Origin of the sequence: Streptomyces europaeiscabiei (genome assembly GCF_036346855.1) — a bacterium.
GTDB lineage: Bacteria > Actinomycetota > Actinomycetes > Streptomycetales > Streptomycetaceae > Streptomyces > Streptomyces europaeiscabiei.
In genome coordinates, this window is record NZ_CP107841.1 from 9602363 (window position 1) to 9618820 (window position 16458).

At 70.9% G+C, this 16458-nt stretch carries 15 protein-coding genes and 2 pseudogenes; 10 read left to right on the forward strand and 7 right to left on the reverse strand.

Annotated elements, in window-relative coordinates:
* Window positions 1-308: 308 nt before the first annotated feature.
* Window positions 309-2027 (forward strand): sensor histidine kinase, encoded by a 1719-nt coding sequence (locus tag OG858_RS41715; protein ID WP_086749841.1) that lies wholly within the window; start codon window positions 309-311, stop codon window positions 2025-2027.
* Window positions 2028-2102: 75 nt separating this feature from the next.
* On the opposite strand, the pseudogene OG858_RS41720 reads toward OG858_RS41715, so the two are convergent.
* Window positions 2103-2273 (reverse strand): annotated as a pseudogene (locus OG858_RS41720) (universal stress protein); the annotation flags it as partial.
* A 449-nt stretch (window positions 2274-2722) separates the two neighbouring features.
* Between OG858_RS41720 and OG858_RS41725 the strand changes: the two are divergent.
* Window positions 2723-3106: a universal stress protein gene (locus OG858_RS41725; RefSeq protein WP_327747862.1), complete on the forward strand. Its 384-nt coding sequence runs from the start codon at window positions 2723-2725 to the stop codon at window positions 3104-3106.
* Window positions 3107-3248: 142 nt separating this feature from the next.
* On the opposite strand, the gene OG858_RS41730 is transcribed toward OG858_RS41725, so the two are convergent.
* The 5 genes and pseudogenes from OG858_RS41730 to OG858_RS41750 form a co-directional block, all read right to left on the reverse strand.
* On the reverse strand, window positions 3249-3911 hold the full coding sequence (locus OG858_RS41730) for a DUF4389 domain-containing protein (RefSeq protein ID WP_086749839.1): 663 nt from the start codon (window positions 3909-3911) through the stop codon (window positions 3249-3251).
* 382 nt (window positions 3912-4293) lie between these two features.
* Window positions 4294-4380: pseudogene (locus OG858_RS41735) on the reverse strand (CBS domain-containing protein); the annotation flags it as partial.
* Between the two features lie 45 nt (window positions 4381-4425).
* Window positions 4426-4647 (reverse strand): helix-turn-helix domain-containing protein, encoded by a 222-nt coding sequence (locus OG858_RS41740; protein ID WP_046707561.1) that lies wholly within the window; start codon window positions 4645-4647, stop codon window positions 4426-4428.
* Window positions 4647-5132: a DUF2975 domain-containing protein gene (locus OG858_RS41745; RefSeq protein WP_086749838.1), complete on the reverse strand. Its 486-nt coding sequence runs from the start codon at window positions 5130-5132 to the stop codon at window positions 4647-4649. Before OG858_RS41745 ends, OG858_RS41740 begins: the two co-directional genes overlap by 1 nt.
* 517 nt (window positions 5133-5649) lie before the next feature.
* Window positions 5650-7605 (reverse strand): alpha-L-fucosidase, encoded by a 1956-nt coding sequence (locus OG858_RS41750; RefSeq protein WP_086749847.1) that lies wholly within the window; start codon window positions 7603-7605, stop codon window positions 5650-5652.
* Window positions 7606-9020: 1415 nt separating this feature from the next.
* Between OG858_RS41750 and OG858_RS41755 the strand changes: the two genes are divergently transcribed.
* From OG858_RS41755 to OG858_RS48385, 3 genes are all read left to right on the forward strand, one after another.
* Complete coding sequence (locus OG858_RS41755) at window positions 9021-9671, forward strand: adenylate kinase (protein ID WP_086749837.1); 651 nt, start codon at window positions 9021-9023, stop codon at window positions 9669-9671.
* 128 nt (window positions 9672-9799) lie between these two features.
* Window positions 9800-10027 (forward strand): FCD domain-containing protein, encoded by a 228-nt coding sequence (locus OG858_RS48380; RefSeq protein ID WP_406202041.1) that lies wholly within the window; start codon window positions 9800-9802, stop codon window positions 10025-10027.
* A gap of 15 nt (window positions 10028-10042) precedes the next feature.
* A complete protein-coding gene (locus OG858_RS48385; RefSeq protein WP_406200773.1) occupies window positions 10043-10213 on the forward strand; it encodes a hypothetical protein in 171 nt (56 codons plus the stop codon).
* A 318-nt stretch (window positions 10214-10531) separates the two neighbouring features.
* Here OG858_RS48385 and OG858_RS41765 read toward each other — a convergent pair whose 3' ends face one another.
* A complete protein-coding gene (locus tag OG858_RS41765) occupies window positions 10532-10828 on the reverse strand; it encodes a DUF2218 domain-containing protein (RefSeq protein WP_319259844.1) in 297 nt (98 codons plus the stop codon).
* A 254-nt stretch (window positions 10829-11082) separates the two neighbouring features.
* Between OG858_RS41765 and OG858_RS41770 the strand changes: the two genes are divergently transcribed.
* From OG858_RS41770 to OG858_RS41790, 5 genes are all read left to right on the forward strand, one after another.
* A complete protein-coding gene (locus OG858_RS41770; protein WP_319318607.1) occupies window positions 11083-12048 on the forward strand; it encodes a D-2-hydroxyacid dehydrogenase family protein in 966 nt (321 codons plus the stop codon).
* A 292-nt stretch (window positions 12049-12340) separates the two neighbouring features.
* The gene (locus tag OG858_RS41775; protein WP_319318611.1) at window positions 12341-12634 is read left to right on the forward strand and encodes a hypothetical protein; all 294 of its coding nucleotides are present in this window, start codon (window positions 12341-12343) and stop codon (window positions 12632-12634) included.
* Window positions 12631-13896, forward strand: a complete 1266-nt coding sequence (gene cbiE, locus OG858_RS41780) for a precorrin-6y C5,15-methyltransferase (decarboxylating) subunit CbiE (protein WP_319065429.1) — start codon at window positions 12631-12633, stop codon at window positions 13894-13896. The genes OG858_RS41775 and cbiE overlap by 4 nt, the downstream gene beginning before the upstream one ends.
* Window positions 13893-14642 (forward strand): precorrin-4 C(11)-methyltransferase, encoded by a 750-nt coding sequence (cobM, locus tag OG858_RS41785; protein ID WP_086753949.1) that lies wholly within the window; start codon window positions 13893-13895, stop codon window positions 14640-14642. Before cbiE ends, cobM begins: the two co-directional genes overlap by 4 nt.
* 785 nt (window positions 14643-15427) lie before the next feature.
* Window positions 15428-16456, forward strand: a complete 1029-nt coding sequence (locus OG858_RS41790; protein ID WP_319259852.1) for a FecCD family ABC transporter permease — start codon at window positions 15428-15430, stop codon at window positions 16454-16456.
* Window positions 16457-16458: the final 2 nt, after the last annotated feature.

The following is a 16458-nucleotide window of genomic DNA, read 5'->3' on the forward strand; positions in this document are numbered from 1 at the left end:
GGGCCCTTTCAGCGGCCGACACCGCCCTCCGTCGCGGGCAGAACTGCCGGGCCGCCCTCCGGTCGGGCCGCGCAACGGCGAGCACGCGACGTGGCCCGGCTCCGCGGCACGGAAGCAGTCCCCGGACTCGGGGCGCCGCCATGGTCGCCGCAGACGCCGATCCTCAGTCCGGACCGAAATCCTGGCCCTGACCGGGCAGTAGGGCGACTCGGCCGGATCCGCTACCACCCCAGGCTGCCGACGACTAACTTGGCAGATGACCGGACCGGTGGGGGTCCGTCGTACCAGGGGATCTGGAGGCGCAGCAGGTGGGAAGCCCCGACGAGGCCCGCGTACGGCTGCCGCAGCTGCGGCTGGACGAGCTGCTGGAGGAGCTGCAGGCCCGTCTGGACGCGGCCCGCGGCACCCGTGACCGGGTGCACAGCCTGCTGGAGGCGGTGCTCTCGGTCGGCCGGGAGCTGGACCTGGAGCAGGCCCTGCGCAGCATCGTGGAGGCCGCGGCGGTGCTGGTCGACGCGGAGTACGCGGCGCTCGGCGTGATCGGCCCCGACGGCAAGCGCCTCTCCGCCTTCCACACGGTGGGCGTGTCCGACGAGCAGATCGCCCGGATCGGACCGTATCCGGAGGGCCACGGCATCCTGGGAGAGCTGATCCACCACCCGGAGCCGCTGCGCCTGGCGAAGATCTCGGAGCACTCGGCGTCGTACGGATTCCCGCCCCATCACCCGCCGATGAACACCTTCCTCGGCGTTCCGATCCGGGTCCGGGACCAGGTCTTCGGCAACCTGTACCTGACTGAGAAACGGGGCGGCGCCCAGTTCGACGAGGAGGACGTCTCGGTCACGCTCACGCTGGCCGTGGCCGCCGGAGTCGCGATCGACAATGCTCGGCTGTACGCGGAGTCCCGGCTGCGTGAGCGCTGGCTGCGGGCGAACGCCGAGATCGTCCACCGGCTGATGGCGGGCGGCGAGCGCGCCGAGGTCCTGGGACTCATCGCCGAACAGGCCCGGGAGATCACCGGTACGGCCCTGGCCGTGGTGGCCATGCCGATGGAGGAGACACAGTCGCTGTCGGTGGAGCTCGCCCTGGGCCACGGAGCGGACGCCCTCCAGGGCATGGTTCTGCCGATCCACGGCACCCTGATCGGCGAGGCCTTCTCCGGCGCGACCGCCGTCACCAGCGCGGACGTCACCCACGACGAACGCATCTCGGTGGGACCACCCAGGTTCTCCGGCCTCGGCCCGGCCGTGGCCGTCCCCGTAGGGACGGGCGAGAGCGGCGTGCGCGGTGTCCTCCTGCTGGTGAGGGAGGCCGGGCACATCGCGTTCTCCGAGAGGGAGATCGACCTCCTGAAGGGCTTCGCCGCTCAGGCGGCGATCGCGATGGAGCTGGCGGAGCGCCGTCTGGAGGCCGAAGAGGTCGCGGTGCTCAAGGACCGGGACCGGATCGCCCGAGACCTGCACGACCTGGCCATCCAGCGGCTGTTCGCCACCGGCATGACCCTGCAGAGCGCGGGCCGTTTCATCGAGCACGCGGAGGCGTCCGAACGCGTGTCACGGGCGGTGGACGACCTCGACGACACCATCAAGATCATCAGATCCACGATCTTCGGCCTGCGCACGCGTGAGGGAACCGAGGGGAGCGGCCTGCGGGCCCGCGCCGTGCGGGTGGTGGGGGAAGCGGCGCCGGTGGTGGGCTTCGCTCCTGGCGTGCGGATGGAGGGCCTCCTGGACACCGATGTACCGAAGGACATCGCCGACAACGTGGTGGCCGTCCTCTCCGAGGCCCTGACCAACATCGCCCGGCACGCCCGAGCCGACCGCGCGGAGGTCGTCCTCGCGACCGACGGGCGGGAGGTCCGGCTGTCGGTCACCGACAACGGCGTAGGCATTCCGCCCGACGGCCGCCGCAGCGGCCTGCGCAACATGGCGGAGAGGGCCGAACACCTGGGCGGCCGCCTCGAACTGACGGAACCCGCCGACGGCGGTACCTCGCTGATGTGGCGCGTGCCGGTGAAGCAGGGCTAGCCGAGGGCTAGCCGGCGAGCGGCTCCGGGCCATGGGGCCACGCGGTAACAGTGGCGACGGCGGACTCCGAGGATCCACGGGTTGCTCCGCGCATGCCACGACGATCATGCTGATGTCACCGAGAAAGCAGCTCTCCACGGGAGTCGGGCCCCGGGAGCCGAGTACGAGCATCTCCGACTCGGACGCCGCCTGGAGCAGTGCGTCCTGGGCGTCGTCGGCGACCAGGTTGCCGACGACGGTGAGGCCGGCGCGCAAGGGCCGAACGGCCCCTGCCGACGATGGAAAAGTGACGATGAAGCCCCGCACCGCCCCGCGCACCCCTGCGGCCCGGCGCGGACAGCGACCACTCCGGGCCCCGGCTCGGCCGGGTGGCCCACACGCTGCCGCACCACAGGCCGTGTCCGCCGACGATCGTCGGCAACAGGTGTGGTCGACTGGCCGAACGTGAGATCAGGACCGACCGGTGACGGGTCACAGGGAGAGTACTCATGCCCGTACAGTCCCGCGACACGCTCGCGCCCGTGCTGCGGGACGGATCTCTCCGGTGACGGAGGGCAGTCCCGCCGACTCACGGTGTCGATCTTCATGCCTGTGTAAGCCATGGTGTCCTCGTCCACGGCATCGTCGGAGCGTAGCCGCACGATGGGCATGGTCTTGGTCTTGTTGTCGGCACTGGTCAAAGGGGTCTCCTTCTGATGGGGGAGGGTTTGCGCCAGAGGGCCCAACTGCCGAACGGCGGCCTGCTGGGGCGGGATCTCGTGGACCCCGGTGACGCGGTCATCGAGTTCGCGTTCGACGCCGCTCGGTACCGCGAGGCCGTGCCGCGCGTCGTGCACGGCTGGAGCGTGCCGTCCTCCTACGGCGACGAGGACGCCCTGGAGCCTTGGAAGGACAAGTTCCCCGACGTCGAGGTGCGTACGCAGAGCGTGGTCGGCGGCGCGGGCGCCCACCTCGTGGACGCCTCGCGGGCGGCGGCGCTGATCGTCGTGGGACGACGGATCCGCCGTGCACCGGTCGGCAGCCACATCGGTCGGTCACTCACGCGGTGCTGCACCACGCCTCGACGCCGGTGGCGGTGATCCCGCACGACTGATCACAGCCGGTCGGTACACGGTCGTACGGGTTCTGGGAGCCGCTCCCAGGCCCCGTGGGCGCATGCCCGGCCGGTCGCGGGCATGGCAGCCGAGGGTCACGGCGACGACGACGCCGGTTGGGGTGTCATCACGGCTTTCTCGAAGCCATCGGCTCGGTGCCCCCCATGTCGAGCCGGAACGGCGGATACGCGTCCGTCATCAGGGAGGCGTAGGCGGCGACCCGCAGCACCCACCGGTTGAGGCCGAGGATCAGGTCGAACAGGTCCGTGGGGTACTTCTCGGTGAAGGCCATGGTCACGGCGGCGATCAACGTCAGTACGGCGACGAGCCCACCCTCCCACCAGCCGAGGTGCCAGCCGCCGACGAAGAAGCCGATGATGATGTAGTGCGGGATGGCCAGCAGCCACCACTTCACCAGCACCAGGCCGCGGGACAGGCGCTCGGGGTGGGCGATGTCCAGCCGTGCCGGGTAGTCGGGTTCCTCACCCAGACTGAACGGCGGGTACCGGTCCGTACCCAGGGCGCCGTACGAGTAGTAGGCGACGCGCCACGTCCAGCGCAGCACTCCCAGGTTGAAGTCGAACAGGGGGCGTGGATAGCGCTCGGTGAACAGGATGGCGAAGAACGCGATCACGCTGACCACGGTGAACGCGATCCAGAGGAAGAACAGCACCACGTAGTGGGGGATGACCAGGATCCACTTCACCAGCCACAGCCACCGGGACAGCGGTGCGTCGAGCACCGCGTTCACCCGGACGGGGCGGTCCGGTACGTCTGCCACGGTCGTCATGTCGATCAACTCCTTCGGCCGATGACGCTGCCTGCAGGAAGAGGCCCAGGACCAGCGTGACCACAGAACGGGCGCGGCCGCGAGGCAGACCGATGCGGCCCTGGGGCCATCGGTGCCGACTGATCGGCCCCCAGGTGCTCGGGGTGTTCGCGGTTGTTCCTGGGTGAGCGCCCCGTGGTCGGCCTGCGCCTTGAGGCCGGCAGTCACCAGTCGGTCCACGGCGATGGCGATGTCGGACGGTGCGTCGGCGGCGTCCGTGGCGGTGGCCGTAGCCGCGGCCACGGTCCGAGGTCGGTCGTCGTGGCGGGGCATGAGGGTGTACGTCTCCGTCGGCGCTGGAGCCCCACGATCGGCGGCGGGCCGCCCGGCCGTGGGCCAGGTCGGTCTCGGAGATCACTCCCAGAACCTTGCCGCCGTGGTCCACCACGGGAAGTCCGCTGATCGGGTGGGCGTCCGGCAGCCGTGTCACTTCCTTGAAAGAACGTCCAGCACGGGAGGCGAGATGGGGGGCGCGTCATCCGCCCGCGGTGTCCTCGGTCTCCCAGCGCAGCAGGTCGCCCGGCTGGCACTCGAGCACCTCGCAGAGCGCGGCGAGTGTCGCGAAGCGTACCGCCTTGGCGCGGCCGTTCTTGAGTACCGCCAGGTTGGCGGGCGTGATCCCTACGCGGTCCGCGAGCTCGCCCACGGACATCTTCCGCCTGGCCAGCATCACGTCGATGTCGACGGTGATCGGCATCAGATCACCTCGTCCAACTCGGCCTGCATCTGCGCTGCTTCGACGTCGCGAGCGACTGCCTGGGCGAGCAGCATCCGCAGCACGAGCACGATGAGCGCGACCCCCAGGATGGCCATGCCGATCCCGCCCATGATGACGGTGACGCCCGGGTCGTCCCGCTGGCCCGGCGCATTGAGGGCGGTGACCGCGAACCACATGAGGGCAGCCGCCACGATCGCGCCGATCACGCCGTCCACGTACCGGAAGGCGGCGTGGGAGAACACGGTTCCGCGTCGCACCATCGTCACCAGCCGCCATACACAGACCAGGGCAACCTGAACCGACACCATGCCCAGGATCGTGATCACGCGCAGCGGGGTCAGCGGGAGCGACCCGTCCTCCGGATCGGTTGCCAAGGCCCACACCATCCCTGCCTGCACGAACACGGTGCCGGCGAGCATCACCACGAGCACGGCGCGCAGCGCACGCACGGTCAGTTTTCCCATCACCCATCCTCCCATCGATTTACGATGGGAATCTATCGAATTTCGATAGCTGAAGCAAGGGTTGGGGTGGAAGGCGGGTGGCGGCTTCGCACTATGACGGACACCGCCACCCCTCCCAGGGCATGGGGCTGGCGCGAACGGTTTCGATCTTGTCGAAGTCGGCCTCGCTCGAGCATGGATCCGGGACCTACCCGGGCCGTCGCCGGCCTTGTCGGTTGGCGGCGGGGGCGAGGGGTCGAGGGGGCGAGAGTTCGAGGTCGGTCGTCGATCGCTCGTACCGGGTCATCGGTCAGACCGCTGGCCGGCCACTGCTCCACGGCGGAGAACGGCTGACCATCAACGGGATCGCCTTGCGGCCGGAAGTCCTGCAGCCGACGGGGTTCCAGTTCGCCAGCACTGACCCCGCCGCCGAGCGAGCCCCCTGCGAACCAGCCGCTCACCGGGCAACGTCCGGGGAGTCGGGCACCGTTCCGCGGGCGCGGGGTCCGCAAGGGGCCCGCGCCCGCGGACGGCAGGGTCAGAAGGGGACGATCTTCCACTGCTGGTGGGTCTGTGACGTGTAGGGCTGCTGCTCGACGGCGGCTCCGTCGGCGGTGCTGCCTTCGTCCACGGCGAGGGAGAGCCCGCTGTAGCGGTTGATGAGCAGGTAGTGCCCGTCGCCGGTGGGTGTGACGGCCCAGTGCTGCTGGGGGGCGGCGGCGTCTCCCCAGATGCCGGCGGTGCCGCCGTCCGTGCGGGACAGACCCTGGATCTCCAGGAGCTTGCCGCTGCCCACCCCCTTGATCTTGTAGTAGCCGTCGCCGGTCTTGACGAAGGTCCACTTCTGGTTCGTCTGGTCGAGCGGGGGCCACTGCAGGACCTTGGTGCCGTCGGTGGTGCGTCTGCTCTCCACGTCGGCGGCCTGGCCGCTGTGCCGGGCGACCAGGCGGTAGACGGTGCTGTCGCCGGGCAGTGTGGTGGACACCAGTGCCGGCTTGAGCGACCGGCCGCCGATCCGGACGCCGCTGATGTTGGCGTAGCCGCCGGTGGCCGCGTTGACCTGGATCCGTACGAAGCCCACGTTCCGGTTGGGCCACTCGGCCAGCTTCGGCTTGCGGCTGTTGCCGGCCCAGGTGCCGGTGGCGACCTGGGTGAAGGTGACGCCGTCGGTGCTGGTGAGGATGGTGCAGGAGGTGATGTCACCGTCGGTGGAGTCGTTGCGGCTCCACTGCTTGGGCAGGTACTCCAGGGTGGAGACGTTGCTCCACACGCCACCGAGGTCGATGGTGATGGACTGCGGCAGCGGCGCCGGCAGCCCCCAGGTCGACCAGCAGGTCTCGTAGCGGACGTCGCTGAGTCCGTCGATGGCGTTCAGTGGACCCTCGCCGGTGTGGAAGCCGGTGGCGTAGGCGTTGACCGGTGTGACGGGGTGCTCCGCGCGCAGCGGCTGGGCGGGCAGCGGTGGCCTGGAGGTGTTGGGGCTCCATGCCGCGCCGACCTCGGCGAGCCGGTTGACGACGTTGGTGTCGAGCAGACCGTTGCGGTTGGGCGGGCAGTTGAGGATGAACGAGGTGTACTTCGGTTCCAGGTCGGCCAGGTGCGAGAGGATGGAGGCCTTGCTCATGAGGCTCTCGGTCGGGGTGGAGGGGTGCCAGAACCAGCCGTTGCTGATCGTCTGCCCCTGCATACCGGCATAGGTGTTGCCCGTCGGCGCCGTGACACCCAGCGGCTCCTCGAAGAAGATCGCGTCGCTGAGGAAGGGCTCCGACAGTCCGCCGATGTCCAGCGTGACGCAGTCCGGCTGCAGCTCCTTCACCAGCGACCGGATCGCCTGGTAGGAGACGGCCTGCTGCCCCATCTGCCACGCGTAGCCATCCGTCATGAACATGTCGATGGTGCCGTAGTTGGTGAGCAGCTCGCGGATCTGACCGAGCATGAAGGTCATGTGGCTGGGCCGGATGGCGTCGGTGATCTGGAGCCCGGACACCTTGTGCCGGCTCTCCCATGCCTCTACGCCGAAGGTGCGGTCCCAGATCGAGTAGTAGAACCCGACTTTGAGTCCCTTCGCGCGGAAGGCGTCGCAGTACGCCTGCACGACGTCGTGCTTGTAGGAGCTGTTGGCGACGTTCTGGGTGCCGTAGGCGCTGGGCCACAGGGCGAAGCCGTCGTGGTGCTTGGTGGTCAGGATGCCGTAGCTCATTTTCGCGGCGGCCGCCGCGTCGGCCCACTGCGCGCAGTTGACACTCGGCGGGGCGAAGAGGGCGGGGCTCTGGTTGGGTTCCGCCCACTCCTGGTTGGTGAAGGTGCCCAGGCTGAAGTGGTTGAACATGCCGAACCGCATGTCGGCCATCTTGCCGAGGTTGGTCTGCGCGTCCGCGGCCGACGCCTGCGACAGAAGGCCGGAGAAGCCGGGGGTGAGCGGCAGAGCGGTCGCGGCGGTCGCCGCCCCCGCCGCACCGAGAAACGTACGGCGGTTCATTCTGGAAGGGGACATGTTCCACTCCTGTGGATCGATGGCATCGCCTGAGGTGACGGCGCTGATGGCATTGCCTGCGGTGACGGCGTTGATGGCGTTGCTTGCGGCGGCGGCGTGCGGGGGCATTCCGTGGCGGCCGGGTGTCGTGGTGCGCCGGGAGGTCGGCGGCCGGGCTGCCCCGGGAGTCGCGAGCGGTGTCGGCCGGAGCGACGCGCGGGCCGGCCCGGGAGGTGAACTGACGGGCTGCGGTGGCGTCGTCCGGGAAGAGGGTGGCTCGTCGGGACGGGCAGAGCCCGAGGGTGAACCGTGGCTTGAGCGCGGAGCAGGTGGGGGAGCGATGCGAACTCCCCAAGTGAGGCACCCGGCCCAGGCGTTACGGCGTGTGCCGGCCAGCAGCTCTTCCTGTCGGGGTGGGGCCCTGGACGCGGGGGCGAAGCCTGCCGCCGGTGCCCGCCATGCCGACGAGCGCCTCTTCGGCGGGCGATCGACTCTGACAAGGTCTTCTCCCTGGCAGCTCGGAGGGCAGCGCACGGCGTCGCTGCATACCTTGTGCACCGCCTATGTTTCGGCGGAGCAACATCGGATGTATTAACGGGCACGAGTCGGCGGTCTGTCTAGGTGATCGACAGAAATTGCCAGATCAAACCCAGGATTGCTACTGACGGACGTGTTCGACCCTCAGGGCTGTGCAGGTCAATACATAGGAGGTGTTGGAAGTGTTCAGTCCAGTCGGTCGTGCGGATCGGGTGACTGGGTGTCTGCGGATGCCGGCTTCAACCGCCTCAACCGCCTCAACCGCGCCACCGGTGATCCCGCGCCTTCGGTGGCGGACCTTGCCGTCGGCTCATGTCGTCCGGGTGGCCGGACGTATCAGGAATCCGGGGGCGGTGGTGAGTTGCCGGGCACGGGCGAATCTGTCCGACCTGTCGGACGTTGCTCGAAAACTGTTGACGCTGATCGTGCCCCACTTCACACTCACCAACGCGATGCCGGACGGGCGGCGAGTCAGCGCCTCGGCCGAGGCCCCGCGCACCTCCCGAGCCTTCCCAAGCCTGTCTTCTTCAGGGGATGTGAACCCCTGCACGGCGTGACCCGGCACGTAGCCCGGCGCGCCACCGGAACCGCGCTGACCCTGCTGTACGGCTCCAACCCGGGAACTGTGCCGGCATCGCCCGTCAGCCGGCGGCGGACGGCGACGGACACGGCTTCAGGTGTCCCGTCGCGCGCTTCGACGAGGCCGTCGGCAAGCCGACTGCGGACGCCTGCCCGGCGACAGTTCCATAGCGCATCAACCTCAACGCGGCGATGTCCCAAGGTGTGGTTATCCTCACCGCCAGGGGATGGCTTACCGGATGGCAATGACATCGGTGCGCGGCGATCGTGTGTCCCAGAGGCGACTTGATGGCCAGGCATGACGAAGGGACACCTCATCGATGCGCATCCTCCTGATCGGGCCGCCCGGAGCTGGCAAGGGGACGCAAGCAGTGCGCCTTGCCGCGCATCTGTCGATCCAGCACATCTCCACCGGTGACCTGTTTCGCGAGCACATCGACCAGGGCACCGAGCTCGGCCGGAACGCCCACACGTACATACGCGCCGGCCTTCTGGCCCCGGACGAGGTCACCATCGGGGTGATCAAAGAGCGCCTTGCCCGTCCGGACACCGAGTGCGGATTCCTGCTGGACGGCTTCCCTCGCAATCTTGCCCAGGCGGAGGCGCTGGACGGCATCCTGGCCGACTCGAAGTCGAGACTGGACGCCGTGCTGGACCTGGAGATTCCCGACGCCCAGGTGGTCGGGCGGATCGCTGGACGACGGTTGTGCCGTCAGGACCGCGAACACATCTTCCATGTCGACTACAGCCCGCCTGAAGTGGCAGGAGCCTGCGACGTCTGCGGCGGTGAGCTGTACCAGCGCGATGACGACCGCGAGACAACCGTTCGTCAGCGACTGGAGGTCTATCGCAGTGAGACGGCGCCGGTCGTCGACCACTACCAAGCTCAGGGCCTGGTGACCACGATCTCGGCCCTCGGCCAGGTCCAGGCGGTCCTGGACCGCGCGCTGGTCGCGATCGGCCAGGCCTGATCGACGCCTCCGGCGCCGTCGAGCTGTTGACCCCTCCGCTTGGAAGGCGCGGGGCCGCCGTCCCTGATTGCTGCCGCCGAGGACTGTGAGCTCCGCCCGCCCGCCGACTCTTTTCGACACCCCGACTTCTGGACGACGAGGCTGACCGGACCCTCGCGAGGCAGGCCCGGTCAGGCGTCGGCCGGCGCCGGTTCTCGTCGAAGTCGGCCGTCGAGATGTGCCGCCACGGGTTCGTCCACGGGCAGGTGGAGGTGTTCAACCAGGCGGACGAGGACTTCCATGCCGGGGTCGCGGCGGCCTCGCGCAACACCTTCCTCGTCGAGGCCGTACGTGAGGCACGCCGGCTGCAGCGGTAGTCCGGTGCGATCGGTATGCATGACGCGCTGAGCGACCATGCCGAGGCCGCGGTCGAGGGGCACGCGGCCATCTGCGAGGTCATTCGGGACGGCCGGCCCGAAGCCGCGGCCCAGGCGACAGCCGTGCACCTGGACAAGACGCTTGAGGACTACCGTCGTGCGATCCGGCGGCGGCTGTTCGGGTAGGCGGTTGGTTCACAGTCGGTCCACCGTGAGCAGGCCGGGATGCGGCTGACCTGCGGCGATGCGTGCAGGAGTTCGCTGGGTTCCGGAACCTCCTCGGTCGCACCCGGCCCGAGATCGAACAGGCCCAGGGCCCACCAGGACCGGATGCGGGTGTGACCGGCACCCGCTTCGGTGAGGTGGAGGGGTGCGACGGGGCCTCGCTGCCCGCTACGGCGCTGCCGACGGTGTCAGCGTGCCGCTGAAGCCGCCGGGGAAGGGTGCGCCGACCTGCCCATGATCGATCCGGGGTGCGGGCCGTTGCGGGCGGCCCCGGGAGTGTCAGCCGTCGGAGCGCTCCTCCCAGGCGACGGTCAGTTCGTTGCGGAGGCCGAAGCGTTCGAGGTGGCTGCCCACGACCTCCCGGATGGTGGTGAGCGTGGACTCGTCGGGTGCGCTCACGCGGATCAGGAGGTGGTCCTCGGCCGGCTGGAGCAGGACGTCGGTCTGCTCGAAGGTGAGGCGGTGACCCCCTTCGGGAGTCTCCTCGGTGGGGATCTTCCGGCCGAAGTGCGAGGCGAGTTGCTTTGCGTAGCGCGGGGCGGCGTCGGTGGAGGCGCGACCGAGGGAGGTGGGCATGGGGGAACTCCAGGGTGCGAGCGAACGATGTGATCGGCCGGCCCGGCGGTGAGCGCGCTCCGCCACCCGGATCCGTATGTGTTTCAAATTTGAAGCCAATCGCTACTGTCGACCCTAGTCCTGCCTGATTCAAATTTGAATCAGCGGCCATGTTGCGTGCATCACACGGGGATGCGTCGGTGGACCTGAGGGAGCCGTCGGGTACGGAGATTTCGGAGGCGACGTCGGCTGCCGAGGAAAGGCAGACTGCCCGCATGACCCTCCACTGCGCAGTGCTGGACGACTACCAGGGCGCTGCCCTGGCCATGGCCGACTGGAGCCCCCTCGCCGGCGAGGTCGAGGTGCGCACGCTCCGCGAGAACATCACCGACCGGGACAGGCTCGTGGCCGAGCTCGCCGACTGCGAGATCGTCGTGGCCATGCGGGAACGCACCCCTTTCGACGCCGCTCTCCTGCGCCGACTGCCCCGGCTGCGCCTGCTGGTGACCACCGGCATGCGCAACGCCTCCATCGACCTCGCCGCGGCGCAGGCCCAGGGTGTGACCGTGTGCGGTACGGCGAGCAGCCCCACCCCACCCGTCGAACTGACCTGGGCGCTTCTCCTCGGCCTCGCCCGGCACGTCACCGCCGAGAGCCGGATCCTGCGGGAAGGGGGCCCCTGGCAGTCCACCGTCGGCCAGGACCTGCACGGCCGCACCCTGGGCCTGCTCGGCCTCGGCAAGATCGGCACCCGGGTGGCGGGCGTCGCCACCGCCTTCGGTATGGAGGTCCTAGCCTGGAGCGAGAACCTCACCGCCGAGCGGGCGACCGAAGCCGGAGCCCGACTCGCCGCAAGCAAAGAGGACTTGCTCGGCCGCAGCGACTTCGTGTCCGTCCACCTCGTCCTGTCCGGCCGCACCCGCGGCCTGCTCGGCGAGCCGGAACTGCGCGCCATGCGCCCGCACGCCTACCTGGTCAACACCTCCCGCGCCGCCATCGTCGACCGCCCGGCACTTCTGCGGGCCCTGCGGGAGGGCTGGATCGCCGGCGCCGGTCTCGACGTTTTCGAGACCGAGCCCCTCCCCGCCGACGATCCCCTGCGCTCCCTGCCGAACGTGCTCGCCACCCCGCACCTCGGCTACGTCACCGAACGGAACTACCGCACCTTCTACGAGGAAGCGGTGGAGGACATTGACGCCTTCCTCGCCGGCACCCCCGTCCGACCGCTGACACACGGCTGAGTGGGGCGGGGCGGCCGGCGGCCGTCAGGGGCCGGGTGACCCGGTGGCGCCGTGGTCACCCGGGGGTGCCGGGGCAGTGCCTCCGGCCTGATCGGCAGTCCGCACGCGGCGGCGCACGCGGCGCAGACCCGCTGTGCCCGTCGGAAGCCGAAGGCGGGGCCATCTCCTCATCACGGCAAAGGAGTCGGGGATCGACGGGAACTCGCGCGGGCCGCCGTCCGACTACTGCGACGGAGCCCGTCGCAGGACGAGCTGCCCGAGCAGCCCGCACCCTCGCACCAAGGAGTCCCGTATGCCGAAGAAGCGGCCGGCGGCCGGCGTCCTGGCCGTCGCCCTGGCCGGCGTCCTGGCCGGCGTCCTCTGTCTGGTCACCACGGCATGCGCCGACTCGACCGGGACGACGGGCGCCACCGGCAGACGAGGGCGGCGAAGCCGCTGTCGGCAGAGGAAGCCGCTGTCGGCACAGAAGGAGCGCGAGGAGCGGGCGGGGCGCACCCGGGCACAGGCGCGCAGGTCACCGCCCAGTAGAGTGCGCCTCTGTCGTCCCCGACAGTCGCCCCCGATCCGCCGAGGTACCGCGCAGTGACCCCCGCACGACCAGGACCGCCGTACGCCGTCACCGTCGTCGGGCTCGGCGCCGACGGCTGGCGAGGCGTCCCCGACGCCTCCCGGGAGGTTCTGCGCGACGCCGAGGTCCTGATCGGGGGCCCACGACAGCTCGACCTGCTGCCACCGGAGTGCGCGGGCGAGCGGATCGCCTGGCCCTCGCCCCTGCGCCCCGCCGTCCCCGCCCTGCTCGCCGCGCACGCCGGCCGCCGGGTCGCCGTACTGGCCAGCGGGGACCCCATGTTCTACGGCATCGGCCGTGCCCTCGCCGAGGAGGCCGGTGACCGGCTGAGCGTCCTGCCGCACCCCTCCTCCGTCTCCTACGCGGTCGCCCGCCTCGGCTGGCCCCTGGAGGACGTCGAGGTCGTCACGCTCGTCGGCAGACCCGCCGCCCGCCTGGCCGCCGCCCTGCACGAGGGCCGCCGGCTCCTTGTGCTCAGCGCGGACGCCGGCACGCCCTCCGCGGTCGCCGCCCTGTTGCGGGAGCGGGGCTTCGGGCCGAGCCGGATGCGCGTCCTGGAACAGCTCGGCGGGGAGCGGGAACGGACGAGTACCGAGACCACCGCCGACGACTGGGCGCGGACACACCCGCCCGGCGACCCCCTCAACGTCGTCGCCGTCGAGTGCCGGCGGGCCCCGGACACCCTGCGGCTCGGCGCCGTCCCCGGCCTCCCCGACGAGGCGTACGAGCACGACGGACAGCTCACCAAACGGTATGTGCGCGCCGCCACGCTGGCCGCGCTCGCCCCGGCACCCGGCGAACTGCTGTGGGACGTCGGCGGCGGGTCCGGCTCGATCGCCATCGAGTGGATGCGTACGCACCCCTCCTGCCGGGCGGTCACCGTCGAACGCGACCCGGTGCGGGCCGAACGCATCACCCGCAACGCCGACCGGCTCGGCGTGCCCGGCCTGCGGATCGTCACCGGTGGAGCGCCCGGCGCGCTGGCCGAACTGCCACAGCCGGACGCCGTGTTCATCGGCGGCGGCCTCACCGCGCCGGGCCTCCTCGACACCTGCCTGCAGGCGCTTCCCCCCGGCGGGCGGCTGGTCGCCAACACCGTGACGCTGGAGTCCGAGGCGCTGCTCGCCGCCGCCCACCGCCGCCACGGCGGCGAGCTGGTGCGGCTCGCGGTGGCGCACACCGTGCCCGTGGGCGGCTTCACCGGGTGGCGGCAGGCGATGCCGGTGACCCAGTGGGCCGTGGAGAAGACCCTCGACACCCTTCCAGGAGCAGACAGATGACCGTGTACTTCATCGGGGCCGGCCCCGGTGCCGCCGACCTGATCACGGTCCGCGGCGCCCGTACGCTCGCCGCCTGCCGGGTCTGCCTGTACGCGGGCAGCCTCGTCCCGCGCGAACTGCTGGCCGAATGCCCGCCGGACGCACGGCTGGTGGACACCGCCCAGCTCGACCTGGACCAGATCACCGCCGAGCTGCTGCGCGCCCATGAGGAGGGCCACGACGTGGCCCGGCTGCACTCGGGGGACCCGTCCGTGTTCAGCGCGGTCGCCGAACAGATGCGACGGCTCGACGCGGCCGGAGTGCCGTACGAGGTGGTCCCGGGCGTGCCCGCCTTCGCCGCGGCGGCGGCTGCCCTGAAGCGGGAGCTGACCGTGCCGACCGTCGGCCAGACCGTGATCCTCACCCGCATCGCCCAGCGCGCCACCGCCATGCCGGAGGGCGAGGACCTGGCCACGCTCGGCCGTAGCGGCGCGCTGATCGTGCTGCACCTCGCCGCCCGCTACGTCGACCGTGTCGTCGAGGAGCTCCTCCCGCACTACGGGGCCGACTGCCCCGTCGCGGTCGTCGCCTACGCGTCCCGGCCCGACGAAGTGATCCTCCGGGGCACGCTCGCGGACATCGCCGGGCAGGTGAAGGAGGCGGGTGTGCTGCGCACCGCCGTGATCATGGTCGGTCGGACGCTTGGTGCGCGGCAGTTCCGGGACAGCCACCTGTACTCGCCGGAACGGGACCGGCACAGCTGTTGAGCGGGCCGGTTGGGTTCATTGTCGGACGCGGGTCCGGTGGGGCTTCTCGCGCAGTTCCCCGCGCCCCTGAAGGATTCAGGCCCCTGCGGGCCTGAAAGACCACGGCCCTGCGGGCCTGAAGGTGACGGGTCGGTGGGCCTGAACCCACGGGTGGTGGGCCTGAAGGTGACGGTCCGGTGGGCCTGAACCCACGGGTGGTGGGCCTGAAGGTGACGGGTCGGTGGGCCTGAACCCACGGGTGGTGGGCCTGAAGGTGACGGTCCGGTGGGCCTGAACCCACGGGCGGTGGGTCTGAAGGCGACGGTCCGGTGGGCCCGATGGCATGGGCGGCGGGCCTGAAGGCACGGTCGGTGGGCCTGAACCCACGGGTGGTGGGTCTGAAGGTGACGGGTCGGTGGGCCTGAAGGCACGGGGCGCAGCCCTGGCATTTCAGGGGCGCGGGGAACTGCGCGAGAAGCCCCACCGGACCCGCAGTCGCCAACGAACCCGAGCCACCCGGGCCCGAAGGCGCCCCGGTACCCGGTGTTAGGCTCACCTCGCCTCCCGCGGGGGAAGTCCGGTGAAAGTCCGGCGCTGACCCGCAACGGTGTGCGCGACGGTCGAACAGACCGTCGCGCGAGCCCGATCGCCCGTGGGTGGTGCGACCCGTTGAACGCTCGCCGTGGACTGCGAGAGGGGACCGCACGGCCGGCGTGCCGTACGGGCTGCTCCTGACCGACGTCCCACCAGGCGGCCCAAGGCGAAGGACCGCCCCGACCGTGCGCCGCAGCCCCACCCCCAGCCGCATGCCCCTGCCCCCACTGGTATTCGGCCTCGCACTCCTGTTGCTGCTGTCGCTCGTCGGCGGCACCGGCCTGGGCGCCGCCGGGATCGGATGGCCGGACGTCCTCCGGTTCCTGTGGGCAGGGCTCACCGGCGGGACCGTGCACGCCGGGGACGCCGCTTCGTACACCATCGTCTGGGAGATCCGGCTGCCGCGCGTCGTGCTCGGTGCCGTCGTCGGCGCCGGGCTCGCGTCCGTCGGGGTGGCCGTCCAGGCGATCGTGCGCAACGCGCTCGGCGACCCGTTCGTGCTCGGTATCTCCTCCGGCGCGGCGGTGGGCGCCAACGCGGTCATCCTGCTCGGCGCGTTCGCCGGGCTCGGGGTCTGGGCGCTGTCCGCGTCGGCTTTCCTTTCGGCGCTCGGCGCGATGGCGCTGGTGTACGCCGTGGCCCGCTCGCCGCACGGGCTGACCCCGCTGCGGCTGGTCCTGACCGGTACGGCACTGGCGTACGGCTTCGAAGCGGTCACCACGGTCATGGTGTTCGGCGCGGCCCGCGGCGAGGCGGCGCGGTCGGCGCTGATGTGGCTGCTGGGCAGTCTGGGCGGGGCGACCTGGGCGCAGGTGCCGCTGGTCGCCGTGACCGTCGCGGCGGGGTGGGCCTGGCTGCGCCGGCGGGCCGAATCGCTCAACGCCCTCGCCATGGGCGACGAGACCTCGGCCGCACTCGGTGTCCGGCCGGAGCGGCTGCGCCGGGAGCTGTTCCTCGTCACCGCCGCCGTCACCGGGACCGTGGTCGCGGTCAGCGGGGCCATCGGCTTCGTCGGGCTGATGGTGCCGCACGTCGTGCGGATGCTGGTCGGCGCCGACCACCGCCGGGTGCTGGCGGTCGCCCCGCTCGTCGGCGCCGTGCTCCTGGTGTGGGCGGACGTGCTGTCCCGGCTGCTGCTAGCCCCCGCCGAACTACCCGTCGGAGTGATCACCGCCGTGGTCGGGGTGCCCGCCTTCCTGGTGCTCATGCGGCGCGGCGGCTACGCGTTCGGAGGCCGCTGACC

Bases quoted from the DNA above. Each gene is read 5' to 3' on its own strand.
- OG858_RS41725 (WP_327747862.1), top strand. From the start codon at position 2,723: ATGGGGGAGGGTTTGCGCCAGAGGGCCCAACTGCCGAACGGCGGCCTG.
- OG858_RS41730 (WP_086749839.1), bottom strand. From the start codon at position 3,911: ATGACGACCGTGGCAGACGTACCGGACCGCCCCGTCCGGGTGAACGCG.
- OG858_RS41740 (WP_046707561.1), bottom strand. From the start codon at position 4,647: ATGCCGATCACCGTCGACATCGACGTGATGCTGGCCAGGCGGAAGATG.
- OG858_RS41745 (WP_086749838.1), bottom strand. From the start codon at position 5,132: ATGGGAAAACTGACCGTGCGTGCGCTGCGCGCCGTGCTCGTGGTGATG.
- OG858_RS41750 (WP_086749847.1), bottom strand. From the start codon at position 7,605: ATGTCCCCTTCCAGAATGAACCGCCGTACGTTTCTCGGTGCGGCGGGG.
- OG858_RS41755 (WP_086749837.1), top strand. From the start codon at position 9,021: ATGCGCATCCTCCTGATCGGGCCGCCCGGAGCTGGCAAGGGGACGCAA.
- OG858_RS48385 (WP_406200773.1), top strand. From the start codon at position 10,043: ATGCATGACGCGCTGAGCGACCATGCCGAGGCCGCGGTCGAGGGGCAC.
- OG858_RS41765 (WP_319259844.1), bottom strand. From the start codon at position 10,828: ATGCCCACCTCCCTCGGTCGCGCCTCCACCGACGCCGCCCCGCGCTAC.
- OG858_RS41770 (WP_319318607.1), top strand. From the start codon at position 11,083: ATGACCCTCCACTGCGCAGTGCTGGACGACTACCAGGGCGCTGCCCTG.
- OG858_RS41775 (WP_319318611.1), top strand. From the start codon at position 12,341: ATGCCGAAGAAGCGGCCGGCGGCCGGCGTCCTGGCCGTCGCCCTGGCC.
- cobM (WP_086753949.1), top strand. From the start codon at position 13,893: ATGACCGTGTACTTCATCGGGGCCGGCCCCGGTGCCGCCGACCTGATC.
- OG858_RS41790 (WP_319259852.1), top strand. From the start codon at position 15,428: ATGCCCCTGCCCCCACTGGTATTCGGCCTCGCACTCCTGTTGCTGCTG.